Here is a 14,638-nt window from a genome sequence, read left to right as displayed (position 1 = left end):
CCCGAATTCAGCGGCCCGGTAGGCGAGTGGTGATCTCCTGTAACCACCAGCCGTTGCCGTCGGGGTCGGTGAACGACGCGAAGGATGCATAACTGGCATGGTCGGGGTGGGGGCCGCTCAGCCGCGCTGTGTTACCGGCATGATGGAACACCCCGCCGGAATCGTGGAAGATCTCGCTGACCTCCACCCCCGCGGCTTCCAGTTCGGCCCGCGCTGAATCGATATCGCTGACCACCAGATGCAATCCGGTCACGGGCGCGGTCCCGGTGACGGTGAGGCCGGTACCGAAGATGATCGAGCACGCTGACCCCGGCGGCGTCAGCTGGACGACGCGAAAGTCGTCGCCGGTGGCGATATCGGCGTCGAGGCGCCACCCCAATGAGACGTAGAACTCCTTGGCCCGGTCCACATCGGACACGGGAAGAACGACCACTTCGAGCTTCATGTCCATGAGGCCAGAGCGTAACTTGAGAACGATGACCCGACAGCTTGATGGGCAGACCGTCGTCTTCAAGGCGAGCTGATCAGCGGGCGAGGTCCCACTGACCGAAGTCGGGTGCCAGCACATCGTCGACGTCGACGCTGACGCCGTCGATCACCGCCCCCGGGTCGGATGCGGTGACCACCTCGGTCTGAAATAGCACCGCCGCGGGCTCCCGCATACCACCCGACCAGGCCTTTGTCTGCCAGGCCCAGCGATACCCCGGTGACGTGGAGTGCCCGACGACGCCGTCGCCGATCGCCCATCCGCACTGCCGGGCGCCGCCGTATATACCGGTGCGCTCGACGCCGAGCACCGAGTTGATACCCCGAAACCATTGGATCGCCGTGCTTTTCCAGGTGTCGGAGGAAATGTCCTCATCGACGCTGAAGAAGATCGGCGCCGAATCCGGTCCGCCGGCCGCGCCGTGCAGGCGAAGTGCGGTCTGGGCGTCCACCACTCCGCCGTCGTAACCGCGGGTGAAGTCCGACGGCGTGGGCCAGCCGGGCTTGCCGAACTGGTAGCAGCTCACGACGTGCAGGCCCGCCGCGGTCAGCCCGTCGGTGTACTCCCGGGTGACGGGCTTGAAATCGAAAGTGGCGCCTGGCCGCAGCTCGGAGACGTACACCATCGCCCCGTCGTAGCCCGCGGCCTTGATCTGGTCCGGCGCCACCTGTCGCACGGCGAAGTCGATCAGCCGCAATCCGTCGGCGGACGCCTTCGGAACAGGAAGCATCGCGGCGCCGGCGGCCGCAGTCAACGCATACCGGATGACGTCGCGCCGTGAAGCGGCTGGCGTCACGACTGGCCTGTGACGAGCGACGGGCTCCCGACACCGATAGTGATCTGCGGATTCGCCGCGGGGTCAAGCCAATTCAGGATCGAACGCATCTCGTCGCGACCGACCGCCACACATCCCCAGGTGGGTTTGCCGTCGGTGACATGCAGGAAGATCCCGGCGACCTTGCCCGGAATGCGTTGGGGATTCGACGCGATGTTGACGGCGTAGTCGTAGACGGGGCCGGAGTCGTAGAGGTTCTCGGCGATACTGGACGGTTGTTGCGCGCTGCGCACATGGGTGTTGTACGTGGCCGACTTGCCGTCCTCGTCCCACCAGTCCTGGTTGGTCGCCTGGAAGTACGGCATCTTGGTGCCCGGATCGGGTTGGCGCCCGAAAGCCTGGTCGAATCCGAACGTGCCAGCGGGAGTCCGATACACCCCGTCGGCGGGCGCGCCCACGCCGAGCTCACCCACCTTGGCCGGCGTGGGCCCCAGCACCGCTTTCCAGTCCTGACCGACGCGCTGGAAGGCGGTCAGTGTGCCGGTGGTGGCATTGGCGGCGGGCACGCCGACGACGATCCACTGGGAGGTCTGCGCCGGTGGTTCGGCTGAGGCGGGCGCCGCGAGCGGCAGGCACAGCAGCACCGCTGCGACCCTGGCCACTGTTCTGAATGGTTTCACGCACACCCCGGGTGTTGGACTCAGCTGAAAGCGCGTTCATCGTAACCGCAACCTGTGAACGGTTCCGGTAACGAATTGGCCTCTGGTCAGCGTCAGTCCCGCGCGAAACCCAGCTCGACGACGGCATCGGGGTGGTGCGCACCGGCTTCGCCGAAGTCGATCTCGACGAAGTCGATGGCGCCGCCACTGAATGGGTTGGGCGATGTGTAGCCGGCGGTCACCGAGTACGCGACACTGCGGCCGGCCGAGACGGGTTGCTTGGGGTCGAGGCCGGGCATCCGCAAGCCGGCATAGGTTGCGACCTCGCGATCGTCGATTGTCAGCGCCACGTCGCCGAGCACGTCAAGTGGCCCTGCCCCTGCGCCGGTCGGGGTGTATCGCACACCGAAGACGTACCGCCCCAGCGAAATCGGCTCGTCCGATGTGACGGTCTGCTCCTGGCCGCCCACATTGCCGGCATAGTGCAGCCGACCACCGGCGATATAGAGGACGTGACCGCCCGATCGGCTTCCCTGCGAGAAGATCACCCCGTGGGCGTCGACACTGTCGATCATCACCGGGGCGCGAAGTACGAAGCTGCGCCCGCGGATCAACCCGCTCATCGGGGTATGGCCGGCCGGTGTGCCCGGATAGAACCTCGCATGCAGCGGGGCCGCTGCTGTTCTGGCCGCATCGCGGGCGATGAGCTCGGACACGCTCAGGTCGTTGAGGGGATATCCGTTGCAGCGCAGCGCCTCGTCATGCCACAACGCCTTGAGCTCGTCGAGCTTGTCGGGATGCTCGGCGGCGAGATCACGGACCTGGCTGCGGTCCTCGGCGATGCGGAACAACTCCCACCGATCCTCACCGAATCTCGACCACCCCGGCTGTCCTGATGTCGCCACCGTCGGCGGATGCACGGTGTTGGCGAACCAACCGTCATGCCAGATGCCGCGGGTGCCCATCATGGCGTAGAACTGGGTGTGCTTGACGCTGGCGGTGTCCGAATTGCGCAGTGCTGCAGCGCAACTCGTGCCATCCAGCGGTCCCTGGACAATGCCTTTGACGCGTGCGGGTGGTTCGATTCCGAGCAGGTCGTACACCGTTGGAGTGATATCGCTGACATGGACGTAGTGGTCGCGCATCTCCCCGCGCGAGTTCAGGCCCTTCGGCCAGGACACCACGCACGGGTCGGCGATACCGCCCTCATGGGACGCGTATCGCTTGAACAGCTTGTAGGGCGTGTTGAAGGCCATCGCCCAGCCGTTGGAATAGTTCATCTTCGTTCCGGGGTCACCGAATTCGTCGTATCTGGCCATGGTCGGCTCCGAGTTCACGCCGCCGCGCATGGGGGTGAACTCGTCGAGGGTCCCCGTGGGTCCGCCCTCGCCGCTGGCTCCGTTGTCCGACATCGCGACGACGATCGTGTTGTCCAGCTGCCCGGTGTCCTCCAGATAGTCGAGCACCCGGCCGATCTGCGCGTCGGTGTAGCTGAGGAACCCGGCGAACACCTCGGCCATGCGGCTGGACACCCGCTTCTGGTCGTCGGACAGCGAATCCCACGGGGTGACGGTGTCGTGCTCAGGCCACGGATATCCGTCCGGGCTGGTGTAGCGCACATACGGATTCATCGGGGACAGCTCGGTGTCCTCGGGCAGCAACCCGAGTTCCTTCTGGTTGGCCAGCGCAATATCCCGATAGCGTTCGTAGCCCATATCGAACCGGCCGCGGTACTTGTCGGCCCACTCGGCGGCGACCTGGTGGGGCGAGTGCCCGGCGCCGGGGCACAGGTACATGAACCACGGCCGGTCGGGGGCCGACGCCCGATGGTCACGCAGGAAGCCGATCGCGTTGTCGGCGAGGTCTTTTGACAGGTGATAACCCTGCTCGGGATTCGCCGGCGGATCGATGGGCCGGCTGTCACTGACCAGGCTCGGATACCACTGGTCGGTCATGCCGTCCAGAAACCCGTAGTACCGGTCGAACCCGCGGCCCAGCGGCCAATACCGCCGGGATCCCGCGGCGTGGCAGTCCTCCGGTGGGGCCAGGTGCCACTTGCCCACGGCATACGTCGACCAGCCCTGCTCGGCCAGGACTTCGGATATCAGCGCGGTCTGAGCGGGAATCCGCCCGTTCTGGCCGGGGAATCCCTCGGTCATGTTCACCACCGAGGACACCCCGACGGTGGTGGGGTTGCGCCCGGTGAGCAGGGCAGCCCGGGTCGGTGAGCACAACGCCGTGGTGTGGAACTGCGTCAACCGAATGCCGCGCTCGGCGATGCGCCTCATATTCGGCATGTCGACCAACCCGCCGAAGCAGTCCCACGTCGCGATACCGGTGTCGTCCCACAACACGTAGAGGACGTTCGGCGCGTCGGCAGGCGCGGTTGCGGCGCGATAGGGCCCCCAGTCCGGAATCGAATCCCGGATGTCCTCGGCGATCTTCCCCTGGAATTCCACAGCGACGTCCTCCCGTGCCCATGCCGAGTCGGTACTGTCCTGGACCGTACCGGCACCTCGGCTCTATGGTGGCCCTGTGACCGGTATTGCCGACTTCGCGGCGGAAGCCTCGCCGTGGTCGCCGCGCGAAGCGGAGCTGCTCGCTGCCACGTTGCAGCTGTTGCAGCAGCACGGTTACGAGCGGCTGACCGTCGATGCCGTCGCGGCCACGGCCAAAGCGAGTAAAGCGACCGTCTACCGCCGCTGGCCGTCGAAGGGTGAGCTGGTGCTGGCTGCCTTCATCGAGGGCTGCCGCCAGGCGGCCGTCGTTCCCGACACTGGCAGCCTGCGGGGCGATCTGCTGGGGCTCGGAGAAGCGATCACCGAGCACGCCACCAGGCATTCCGCCACCATCCGGGCAGTGATGGTCGAGGTGTCCCGCGACGCAGCACTACGCGAGGCCATGCAGCACCAGTTCCTCGACCAGCGCAAGGCCCTGATCGATCTGGTCCTGCGGCACGCGGTCGAACGGGGCGAAATCGATGCCGCCGCGGTCAGTGAAGAACTGTGGGATCTGCTGCCCGGCTACCTGATCTTCCGGTCGATCGTCCCCAATCGCCCGCTTACCGCACATACTGTGCAGGCCCTCGTTGACAACGTCATCATCCCCAGCCTGACCCGCCCGATCGGTTAGGAGACGCCTTGCTCCATAGGGTCCAGTACCGTACCGTACCGGCTAGAGCGATCAGCCCTGCCTGACCGGGCACCGATCTCTCCCCGCCCAGTGTTCGTGTCGCCGGATATCGAAAGGCTAACGGGTGCAGAGGATTTCGGTCGAAGCGCTGGCCCGGCGGAACTGGATGATATTGGTCGCCGTGGTAGTGGTGGCCGCCGCGGGTTTCGCGGTATTCCGGCTGCACGGGGTGTTCGGTTCTCACAATGTCACCGCGACGCCCAGCGGCTCCGCCAACGACATCGTCCCGTTCAACCCCAAGCGGGTTGTCATGGAGGTATTCGGACCGCCGGGCACCACCGCGACCATCACGTACACAGACGTCAACGCCCAACCGCAGCGCGCCGACGCCGTGTCGCTGCCCTGGTCCTACGACACCACCACCACCCAGCCGGCCGTCTTCGTTAACGTCTCCGCCCAGGGCGACAGTGAATCGCTCGGCTGCCGAATCAAGATCGACGATGTGGTCAAAGACGAAAGATCGGTCAACACGTTGAACGCCTTCACGTACTGCCTGGATAAGTCTGGATGAGCGATCATCAGGTCTCCGATGAGACGTGGACGCACCGCGCCGCGCGGTGGTGCCGTCGGCTGTCCATACCGATCGTGCTGTTCTGGCTGCTGATCACCGTCCTCTCCAACGCTCTGGTACCGCAGCTCGAGGTCGTTGGTGAAGCCCACAACGTGGGGCTGAGCTCACCCGACGCGCCATCGCTGCAGGCGTTTCAGCGGATCGGCAAGGTCTTCGGCGAGTTCGACTCCGACAGCGCGGCGATGATCGTTCTGGAGGGTCAACAACCACTCGGGGCCGACGCCCACAAGTACTACGACGAGCTGATCCGGCGCCTCGACGCCGACCACAAGCACGTCCAGCACGTCCAGGACTTCTGGGGCGATCCGCTGACGGCTGCGGGCTCGCAGAGCCCAGACGGCAAGGCGGCCTACGTTCAGGTGTTCCTGGCCGGCAATCAGGGCGAAGCGCTGTCGCTGGCCTCCGTCGACGCCGTCCGCGACATCGTCGAACACACACCGGCGCCGCCTGGTGTCAAGGCGTACCTCACCGGCGGGGCAGCGCAGGTTGCCGACCAATTCGAGACCGGTGACAAGGGCACCACGAAGGTGACCCTGTTGACCATCGGGGTGATCGCGATCATGTTGCTGATCGTCTACCGCTCGCTGGTCACCATGATCCTGATGCTGATTACCGTCCTCATCGAAATGTCCGCGGCCCGAGGCATAGTGGCGTGGCTGGCCAACTCCGGATTCATCGGCCTGTCGACGTACTCGACGAACATCCTCACACTTTTGGTCGTCGCCGCCGGCACGGACTATGCGATATTCCTCGTCGGCCGCTACCACGAGGAGCGCGCGACCGGAGTGGATCGCGAGACCGCGTTCTATGACACCTACCGCGGCACCTCGCACGTCATCCTGGGTTCGGGCCTGACGATCGTCGGCGCCGTCTACTGCTTGAATTTCACCAGGAACCCCTACTTTCAGAGCCTCGGCATCCCGGCCGCTATCGGTGTGCTCATCGCGCTGATCGCCGCGGTGACCCTGGCCCCTGCCATGCTCACGATCGCCAGCCACTTCGGGCTGATGGACCCCAAACGACGGACGAGGACCCGCGGCTGGCGTCGCATCGGCACGGCGATCGTGCGCTGGCCCGGACCGATTCTCGTCGTCTCGCTGGCGATCGCCCTGATCGGTCTGCTCGCGCTGCCCGGCTACAAGACCAGTTACGACGTCGGCGCTTACATGCCGGACGATGCGCCGTCCAACGTGGGCTACACGGCCGCCGAGCGGCACTTCTCGAAGGCCCGGCTCAATCCCGAACTGCTGATGATCGAGGCGAATCACGATCTGCGGAACCCCACCGACATGATCCTGTTGGAAAGAGTCGCCAAGGCCGTCTTCCACACGCCGGGTATCGCGATGGTCCAGTCCATCACCCGCCCACTGGGAACCCCGTTGGACCACAGCTCGATTCCGTTCCAGATCAGCGCGGGCAGCCTCGGGCAGATCAACAACCTGCCCTTCCAGCAGGCGCGCGCCGCCGACCTGATCAAGCAGGTCGGCGAGATCGACAAGTCGATCAACATCCTGCGACAGCAGTACACCCTGCAGCAGCAGAGCTCTGCCGCCACTCACGAGCAGGTCGAGGCGTTCCACAAGACCGTCGAAGTAGCGCGGGATCTGCGCAACAAGATCTCCGACTTCGATGACTTCTTCCGGCCGCTGCGCAATTACTTCTATTGGGAGCCGCACTGTTTCGACATTCCGATCTGTGCGGCGCTGCGGTCGGTCTTCGATGCGCTCGACGGAATCGACGCGCTGACCGACCAGTTGGCCAATGTCACAGCAAGTTTGGACAAGCTGGATGCGTTGCAGCCGAAACTGCTGGCCCTTATCCCGCAGAACATCGACACTCAGCAGACGAACCGCGACCTGACGATGACCAACTACGCCACCCAGTCGGGCATCTACGACCAAACTGCCGCGGCACTGGAGAATGCGACCGCCCTGGGCGCGGCGTTCGACGCTGCGAAGACCGACGACTCGTTCTATATCCCGCCGGAAGCCTTCAGTAACTCCGAATTCCAGCGCGGCCTGAAGCTGTTCCTCTCCCCAGACGGCAAAGCCGCCAGGATGATCATTACCCACGACGTCGATCCCGCAACGCCAGAAGGCCTTTCGCATATTCAAGCGATCCGGCACTCCGCACAGGAGGCCATCAAGGGCACACCGCTGGCGGGGTCGCGCATTTACATCGGCGGTACCGCGTCGACCTATCAAGACATCGCCGACATGGCCAAGTACGACCTGGTGATTGCCGGAATCGCCGCCCTGAGCCTGATCCTGCTCATCATGATGTTCATCACGCGCAGCATCGTGGCAGCAGTGGTCATCGTCGGCACGGTGGCGCTGTCGCTGGGAGCCTCATTCGGGCTGTCGGTGTTGGTCTGGCAGTACCTGTTCGGCATGCCGCTGTACTGGGTTGTGTTGGCGTTGGCGGTGATCCTGCTACTCGCGGTGGGATCGGACTACAACCTGCTGCTGATATCGCGGTTCAAAGAGGAGATCGGCGCCGGCCTCAATACCGGCATCATCCGCGCGATGGCCAGCACCGGCGGTGTCGTCACCGCTGCCGGCCTGGTCTTTGCCTTCACTATGGCGTCGTTCATCTTCAGCGACCTTCTGGTGCTCGGCCAGATCGGCACCACCATCGGTCTTGGTCTGCTGTTCGACACGCTGATCGTGCGATCGTTCATGACTCCCTCGATTGCCGCACTGCTGGGCCGGTGGTTCTGGTGGCCGCTGCGGGTGCGTCCGCGCCCGGCCAGCTCGATGCTGCGGCCCTACGGAACACGCGAGTCGGTGCGTCAACTACTGCTGTGGGACGACGACGCCAAGCTGTAGAGCCGTTGTCAGCCAAGACACATTGTTTCCACATCGATATCTAGGTTTGTCCCATTTGCAACATGGGTAACTTTGGTAACAGGTGCTGACGCGTCGACACCTCCCTGACCAGCGAAGAAAGAGTCGGATGGAATACCACTATGAATACAGTCCTTTACTTCAGCACCCGCGGCACCGTTTATGAGACACGCGCCTACACCAAGGCCGATATCGATCTTCTCGTCCAGAACCACCAGCTCCACTGCCTGACCAGTACCGACCGGCAGTTCGACTTCTGGTTCAGCCCGTCCACCGCCCGCTGCCAGAGCCGAGTGAATGTGCGCGCCACCGAACTGCTCTTGGCGACAACCACATTCACCGCGAAATCGGTGCCCCTGCTGCCCGGTGCCATCGTCGTCGCCACCCATGACGCCGACGGCGACCTCGACGGACTCAGCTGGGAACAGCTCGACCTGTTGGTGCGCCGGAATCTCACCCTCACTGACCGCCAACTGCGGGTCCTCGACCGCAGGATTCAGCGAGCCGACCGCCGCATGGCGCGCAATTCTCGCAGTGCCGCAATCAAACCGGCGTCCAGCGCGCAGTCCCGAACGCCGGCCAAACGGTCAGCGCAGTCAGCCGCCTAGGCCCAGCGCAGCCGACTGCGACAACACTCAGTCGTTGCCGAACTCGTCGTCACGAATGCTGTCGTGGGCGAGATCGTGCCCTTCACCCGCGCTGTGGCAGGTCGCCTGGCACTCTTGCATCACGGTAGGCGTGGTGGTGCCGTGGATGAGCTTCCAGCGCCATGCGGTCTGAACTGCGTGGTGCTCGGTGAGCAGCTCCTCGCGGTTGCCGACGGTGCAGTTCAGGGTGCGGTGGCTGGTGTCGCAGGTTTCGTGGAGGACTTCGGCGTCGGTCAAGCCCAGGGGGTTGCGGATCAGGCGGACCCCGAAGCGGTCGATCTTGCCGTGGGTGCCCAGCCGTTCGGCGATACCGGCCAGCACGGTGGCGTCCTGGTCGCCGAAGGGATCGGTGTCACCGAAGTCGCCGGGATCGGCGAACTCCATCCCGACCACACCGGCGGTGTCGAACCGCACCGAGGTGGGCTGCACCGCCGCAACAGCGGCCCGTCCACGCGGGGTGGTGCGGGTGCCACGCGGGGCGTGCACAGCGGCCTCGACGAAGACCTCACCGGGAGCGGGTTCGAAGTGCTTGTGCAGCAGCCAGATCGCAAAACGCTGCCAGGTGTCGGTGGCCACCAGATACTGGCCGATCTCATCTAGACAGGCCTGATCCTCCGCCGAGAGCACACCAACATCAGTGGCATCCATGTCGGCCAGCACCGTGTAGTCCTCGACGTCGTGATCGCGCATCGTCAGCATGGTTCTCCCTTGACTCCCAACCGAATCCGAACAGGCCCCAACAGCCCGGATGCTAGCAGCGCCACCCCCCACCAGCGACGCCAACACCAACCGTTCACCCCCCGTTAAGATCCTGCGCCGGTTATTTCTTACCGAATTGCAGCTGGTGCAGGTGCGCGTAGATGCCGCCGAGTGCCAACAACTCCTCATGGGTGCCGTCCTCGGCCACCACGCCGTCGTCGATCACGACGATCTTGTCGGCTCGGCGCAGAGTGCTCAGGCGATGGGCGATCGTAATGACCGTGCGGCCCTTCATCAGCCGCTCCATGGCCTCGATGACCAAGTCCTCGGACTGCGCGTCGAGGGCGGCCGTCGGCTCATCGAGGATGAGAATCGGGTTGTCGCGGATCAAGGCTCGTGCGATTCCGATGCGCTGGCGCTGACCGCCCGACAAGGTCAGCCCACGATCACCGACCAGGCTGTCGTACCCGTCGGGCATCTTCACGATGAACTCGTCAGCGTTGGCCATCCGGGCGGCGTTGACGATCTCCTCCATGGTGGCATCTGGTCGGCCGAAGGAGATGTTGTCGCGGATGCTGCCGCGCAGCAGCACGGTGTCCTGCAACACGAACCCGATCTGCATGCGCAGGCCGTGCAGTTTGTAGTCGCTGATATCCACACCGTCGATCGTGATGAGGCCGGCGTCACGGTCCCGGAACCGCGGAATCAGGCTCGCCATGGTCGACTTACCGCTGCCGGTCGGACCGACGACACCGACCATCTGGCCGGGCTGGATCGACAGCGTGATATCCCGCAGCACGGGGCTTTCCGGGACGTAGCCGAAGGCGACGTTCTTGAATTCGATCTCACCCCGAAACGGCGGCGGATCGATGGGCATGGGTCGCTCCGGGATGGTCTTGTCGGCGTCACACACCGCCATGACCCGTTCGAACGCCACCGACACCTGCGCGATCGTGTTGGTCATCTGTGCCAGATCACGCACCGGCTGGAAGAACTTCGCCAGATACGCCAGGAACACCGTCAGCGCACCGACCGTCATCGCCCCGGTGAGAATGAGGAGTGCACCCCGCCAAAGCACCAGCCCGGTACACAGGGCGATCGCCAAGCTGACCACGGGCGCCAGCGACGACGACCACCGCCGCGCGTTGAGCCACGCGTACACCGCACCCAGGCTGGCCTCGCGGAACTGCCTCTCCTGGGCGTCTTCCCGCGAGAACGCCTGCACCACTTCGATAGACTGCAGGCCTTCCTGAAGCGTTGACACCAGTTCGGATTGCCGCGTGCGCACCTCCCGGACCGCTACCCGGATGATCTTGTTGACCCGGAACACGAAGACGGCGAGCATCGGGGTAACGGCCAGTGCAATGATGGCGAAATCCCAACGCAGACAGAACATCACCACGATCATCCCGAAGAGCGTGATGGCATCGGTGAAGATGTTCAACGTCGATGTCGACGCAAAACCCTGAATTGTCTGGACATCGCCTGTGAGAGTGCTCATGATGGTGCCGACTCTGGTGGAGTCGTAGTACGACAGCGACAGCTCCTGGAGATGGTGATAGAGCCGCACGCGCAGGTCATTTCCGATGTTCTGGCTCAAACTCTCGGTGAAGTAGCTACTGACGTACATCGCGACACCGGCGACCAAGGCGATGAGCACCGTCATAACGCCGGCTGCCTCGGCCAGATGCACTCTGCCGGCACCGCCCATGACCGGCAGGAGCCAGGTAATCCATTGCGGCGGTGGATGGTTGCCGACGACGTTGTCCAGGATGACTTTGAGCGGCCAGGGTGCGGCCAGACTCATCAACATCTGCACCAGAGTCATGGTCACGATGACCGCGAGCGTCCGCCGGCGCGGACGAAGCAGTTCGCGAAGAAGAGGCGGCACGACGTCTCCTAGGACGGACACATTTAGCCGAACGGTAGCCCAGGTGTCGGGCATTCCGCGAGCCTCTGGGACGCGTCCACGTTTGGCGGGCGTTCACATCTTCGGTCGATACTCAGACAACGGCGCCCCCGGTGGGCTGCCACAGCGTGAGGAGGGTGGCCCATTGGAGACGTTCAGGCCTTCAATCGACTGGGGCAATGAGCTTGCCGCATCCGCGAGTTGGGTCCTCATCGCGTGGGTGGTGAGCGCGTCATGTCTGCTTGCCGTCGGCGGCGCGTTGATGCGCTATACCGCGTGGGGCGGCCGGTTCTGGCGAGTCACCGGCGGCTACTTCATCGGAAGGGCCAGCGTGCCGGTCTGGGGCATGTTCGCGACCATGTTGTTGTCGGTCATCCTCGAAGTCCGGATCACGGTGCTGCAGAGCTACTACAACAACGACCTCTACTCGGCGCTGCAGATGGCGTTCGAAGGCGTCGGTGGGCACAATGCGGCGCAGCGCAGCTCGGGTGTCCACGGGTTCTGGATGGCGATGGTCGTCTTCTGCATACTGGCCACGCTGCACATCGCGCGGATCGTGTTCGACACCTATCTGGCCCAACGCTTCATCATCCGCTGGCGAATCTGGTTGACCGATCGCCTCACCGGTGACTGGCTGGCAGGGCGGGCGTATTACCGGTGCCGGTTCAACGATCCGATCGACAACCCCGACCAACGCATTCAGCAGGACATCGACGTCTTGACCACCGGGGTGGGCACCGGTCCGAATGTGCCGACCTACTACTCGCAGAGCATCCTGGTGTTCGGGGCGGTGAACTCGATCCTGTCGGTGTGCTCCTTCACCGTGATCCTGTGGAACCTGGCGGGGACTCTGACGATATTCGGCCTGACCGTTCCGAAGGCACTGTTCTGGATCGTGCTCGCGTACGTGGTTGTCGCGACCGTCGCGGCGTTCTGGATCGGCCACCCACTGATCCGGCTGAGCTTCCGCAACGAGCAGACCAACGCCGCGTTCCGCTACGCGCTCGTGCGGCTGCGGGATGCGGCCGAGGCCGTCGCGTTCTACCGCGGCGAGCGCGCCGAGCGGGCATTGCTCAAGGAGAGGTTCGACGCGATCATCGCCAACTACCGCCGCTACGTCCGGCGGACCATCGGCTTGATCGGATGGAATTACTCCGCTACCGAGGCGATCCTCCCGTTGCCGTTCCTGCTGCAGGCTCCGCGCCTTTTCGCAGGCAGCATCCGGCTCGGCGACGTGACACAGTCGGCGACCGCGTTCGGGCGGGTGCAAAGCGGGCTCTCGTTCTTCCGCAACGCCTACACCCAGTTTGCGGCCTACGACGCCGCGATCATCCGGTTGCACGGCTTGGTCGAGGCCAACGACCAAGCGCGCGCGCTACCGAGCCTGGCCACTGCTCCCAGCCCGGACGGTTCGATCACCCTGGAGTCCGTCGACGTCCTCACGCCGTCGGGTGCACCGCTGATCGAGGGCCTGGACCTGCGGCTGGACCCGGGCGGTTCGTTGATGATCGCCGGGTCGTCGGGCAGCGGGAAGACGACGCTGCTACGGAGCCTCGCCGAGCTGTGGCCGAAGACCGCCGGGCAATGGTCGACGCCCGGAGGAGACCACGAGACGATGTTCGCCTCCCAGTTGCCGTACGTCCCGCTCGGCGATCTGCGAACCGTGGTGTCCTATCCGGGTTTACCGGGTGAGGTCGACGACGATCAACTCCGCGAGGTGCTCACCACCGTGTTCCTGCCGCACCTCTGCGACTCCCTCGACGAGGGCCGGGATTGGGCCAAGGTGCTATCGCCCGGCGAGCAGCAGCGCATCGTGTTCGCCAGGATCCTGCTGATGCGGCCCAAGGCGGTGTTCCTCGACGAGGCCACCTCGGCACTGGACCGAGGTCTGGAGCTCGCGCTCTACAACCTGCTGCGCGCCGAGCTACCCGACACCATCGTCGTCAGCGTCGCGCACCATGAGGCACTGCGCCGCCACCACCAGAGCCACCTGGAACTGCTCGGCGGTGGCGGCTGGCGGTTGGAGCAGGCGGCCTGAGGTCAGAACCCGCCGCCGGGTGGGGTGTTGTTGTGCTGGATGTCGTGTCCTTCGCCGGCGCGCACGCACACGACCGTGCAGTCCTGCATGACCATCGGCTGGGTGCTGCCCTCGACGACCTTCCAGCGCCATGCGGTCTGAATGGTGTTGTCGTCAGCCAGAAATTCGCTGCGGTTGCCGACGGTGCAGTTCAGGGTGCGGTGGCTGGTGTCGCAGGTTTCGTGGAGGACTTCGGCGTCGGTCAAGCCCAGGGGGTTGCGGATCAGGCGGACCCCGAAGCGGTCGATCTTGCCGTGGGTGCCCAGCCGTTCGGCGATACCGGCCAGCACGGTGGCGTCCTGGTCGCCGAAGGGATCGGTGTCACCGAAGTCGCCGGGATCGGCGAACTCCATCCCGACCACACCGGCGGTGTCGAACCGCACCGAGGTGGGCTGCACCGCCGCAACAGCGGCCCGTCCACGCGGGGTGGTGCGGGTGCCACGCGGGGCGTGCACAGCGGCCTCGACGAAGACCTCACCGGGAGCGGGTTCGAAGTGCTTGTGCAGCAGCCAGATCGCAAAACGCTGCCAGGTGTCGGTGGCCACCAGATACTGGCCGATCTCATCTAGACAGGCCTGATCCTCCGCCGAGAGCACACCAACATCAGTGGCATCCATGTCGGCCAGCACCGTGTAGTCCTCGACGTCGTGATCGCGCATCGTCAGCATGGTTCTCCCTTGACTCCCAACCGAATCCGAACAGGCCCCAACAGCCCGGATGCTAGCAGCGCCACCCCCCACCAGCGACGCCAACACCAACCGTTCACCCCCCGTTAA

General features: G+C 64.7%; 12 protein-coding genes. 5 read left to right on the top strand and 7 right to left on the bottom strand.

The window, feature by feature from the left end:
- Nucleotides 1-7: 7 nt before the first annotated feature.
- The 4 genes from CG716_RS24180 to CG716_RS24165 form a co-directional block, all read right to left on the bottom strand.
- On the bottom strand, nucleotides 8-451 hold the full coding sequence (locus tag CG716_RS24180; protein WP_094483668.1) for a VOC family protein: 444 nt from the start codon (nucleotides 449-451) through the stop codon (nucleotides 8-10).
- Nucleotides 452-524: 73 nt separating this feature from the next.
- Nucleotides 525-1,217, bottom strand: coding sequence for a DUF1906 domain-containing protein (locus CG716_RS24175; protein WP_094483733.1), 693 nt, complete (start codon nucleotides 1,215-1,217; stop codon nucleotides 525-527).
- Between the two features lie 62 nt (nucleotides 1,218-1,279).
- Nucleotides 1,280-1,924, bottom strand: a complete 645-nt coding sequence (locus CG716_RS24170) for a L,D-transpeptidase family protein (protein WP_420093220.1) — start codon at nucleotides 1,922-1,924, stop codon at nucleotides 1,280-1,282.
- 110 nt (nucleotides 1,925-2,034) lie between these two features.
- Complete coding sequence (locus CG716_RS24165; protein WP_094483667.1) at nucleotides 2,035-4,380, bottom strand: arylsulfatase; 2,346 nt, start codon at nucleotides 4,378-4,380, stop codon at nucleotides 2,035-2,037.
- Nucleotides 4,381-4,456: 76 nt separating this feature from the next.
- Here CG716_RS24165 and CG716_RS24160 point away from each other — a divergent pair, with 76 nt between their 5' ends.
- The 4 genes from CG716_RS24160 to CG716_RS24145 all read left to right on the top strand — a co-directional run bounded on the left by CG716_RS24160 (nucleotide 4,457) and on the right by CG716_RS24145 (nucleotide 9,138).
- The gene (locus CG716_RS24160; RefSeq protein WP_234818007.1) at nucleotides 4,457-5,053 is read left to right on the top strand and encodes a TetR-like C-terminal domain-containing protein; all 597 of its coding nucleotides are present in this window, start codon (nucleotides 4,457-4,459) and stop codon (nucleotides 5,051-5,053) included.
- Between the two features lie 166 nt (nucleotides 5,054-5,219).
- Nucleotides 5,220-5,624 (top strand): MmpS family transport accessory protein, encoded by a 405-nt coding sequence (locus tag CG716_RS24155; protein ID WP_094483731.1) that lies wholly within the window; start codon nucleotides 5,220-5,222, stop codon nucleotides 5,622-5,624.
- A complete protein-coding gene (locus CG716_RS24150; protein WP_094483665.1) occupies nucleotides 5,621-8,512 on the top strand; it encodes an MMPL/RND family transporter in 2,892 nt (963 codons plus the stop codon). Before CG716_RS24155 ends, CG716_RS24150 begins: the two co-directional genes overlap by 4 nt.
- Nucleotides 8,513-8,652: 140 nt before the next feature.
- The gene (locus tag CG716_RS24145) at nucleotides 8,653-9,138 is read left to right on the top strand and encodes a hypothetical protein (RefSeq protein WP_094483664.1); all 486 of its coding nucleotides are present in this window, start codon (nucleotides 8,653-8,655) and stop codon (nucleotides 9,136-9,138) included.
- 27 nt (nucleotides 9,139-9,165) lie between these two features.
- Here the strand turns inward: CG716_RS24145 and CG716_RS24140 are convergent, their stop codons facing one another.
- A complete protein-coding gene (locus CG716_RS24140) occupies nucleotides 9,166-9,876 on the bottom strand; it encodes a hypothetical protein (RefSeq protein WP_094483663.1) in 711 nt (236 codons plus the stop codon).
- A 121-nt stretch (nucleotides 9,877-9,997) separates the two neighbouring features.
- The gene (locus CG716_RS24135; protein WP_094483662.1) at nucleotides 9,998-11,767 is read right to left on the bottom strand and encodes an ABC transporter ATP-binding protein; all 1,770 of its coding nucleotides are present in this window, start codon (nucleotides 11,765-11,767) and stop codon (nucleotides 9,998-10,000) included.
- A 163-nt stretch (nucleotides 11,768-11,930) separates the two neighbouring features.
- Between CG716_RS24135 and CG716_RS24130 the strand changes: the two genes are divergently transcribed.
- On the top strand, nucleotides 11,931-13,823 hold the full coding sequence (locus CG716_RS24130) for an ABC transporter ATP-binding protein/permease (protein ID WP_272938287.1): 1,893 nt from the start codon (nucleotides 11,931-11,933) through the stop codon (nucleotides 13,821-13,823).
- 2 nt (nucleotides 13,824-13,825) lie between these two features.
- Here the strand turns inward: CG716_RS24130 and CG716_RS24125 are convergent, their stop codons facing one another.
- The gene (locus tag CG716_RS24125; protein ID WP_094483660.1) at nucleotides 13,826-14,530 is read right to left on the bottom strand and encodes a hypothetical protein; all 705 of its coding nucleotides are present in this window, start codon (nucleotides 14,528-14,530) and stop codon (nucleotides 13,826-13,828) included.
- Between the last annotated feature and the right edge of the window lie 108 nt (nucleotides 14,531-14,638).

Source organism: Mycolicibacterium sphagni (assembly GCF_002250655.1).
Taxonomy (GTDB): domain Bacteria; phylum Actinomycetota; class Actinomycetes; order Mycobacteriales; family Mycobacteriaceae; genus Mycobacterium; species Mycobacterium sphagni.
This window is presented reverse-complemented; position numbering and strand designations above follow the sequence as displayed.

Coding starts and splice junctions, on each gene's coding strand:
- CG716_RS24155 (WP_094483731.1), top strand. CDS start 5,220: ATGATATTGGTCGCCGTGGTAGTGGTGGCCGCCGCGGGTTTCGCGGTA.
- CG716_RS24150 (WP_094483665.1), top strand. CDS start 5,621: ATGAGCGATCATCAGGTCTCCGATGAGACGTGGACGCACCGCGCCGCG.
- CG716_RS24145 (WP_094483664.1), top strand. CDS start 8,653: ATGAATACAGTCCTTTACTTCAGCACCCGCGGCACCGTTTATGAGACA.
- CG716_RS24140 (WP_094483663.1), bottom strand. CDS start 9,876: ATGCTGACGATGCGCGATCACGACGTCGAGGACTACACGGTGCTGGCC.
- CG716_RS24180 (WP_094483668.1), bottom strand. CDS start 451: ATGGACATGAAGCTCGAAGTGGTCGTTCTTCCCGTGTCCGATGTGGAC.
- CG716_RS24125 (WP_094483660.1), bottom strand. CDS start 14,530: ATGCTGACGATGCGCGATCACGACGTCGAGGACTACACGGTGCTGGCC.
- CG716_RS24175 (WP_094483733.1), bottom strand. CDS start 1,217: ATGCTTCCTGTTCCGAAGGCGTCCGCCGACGGATTGCGGCTGATCGAC.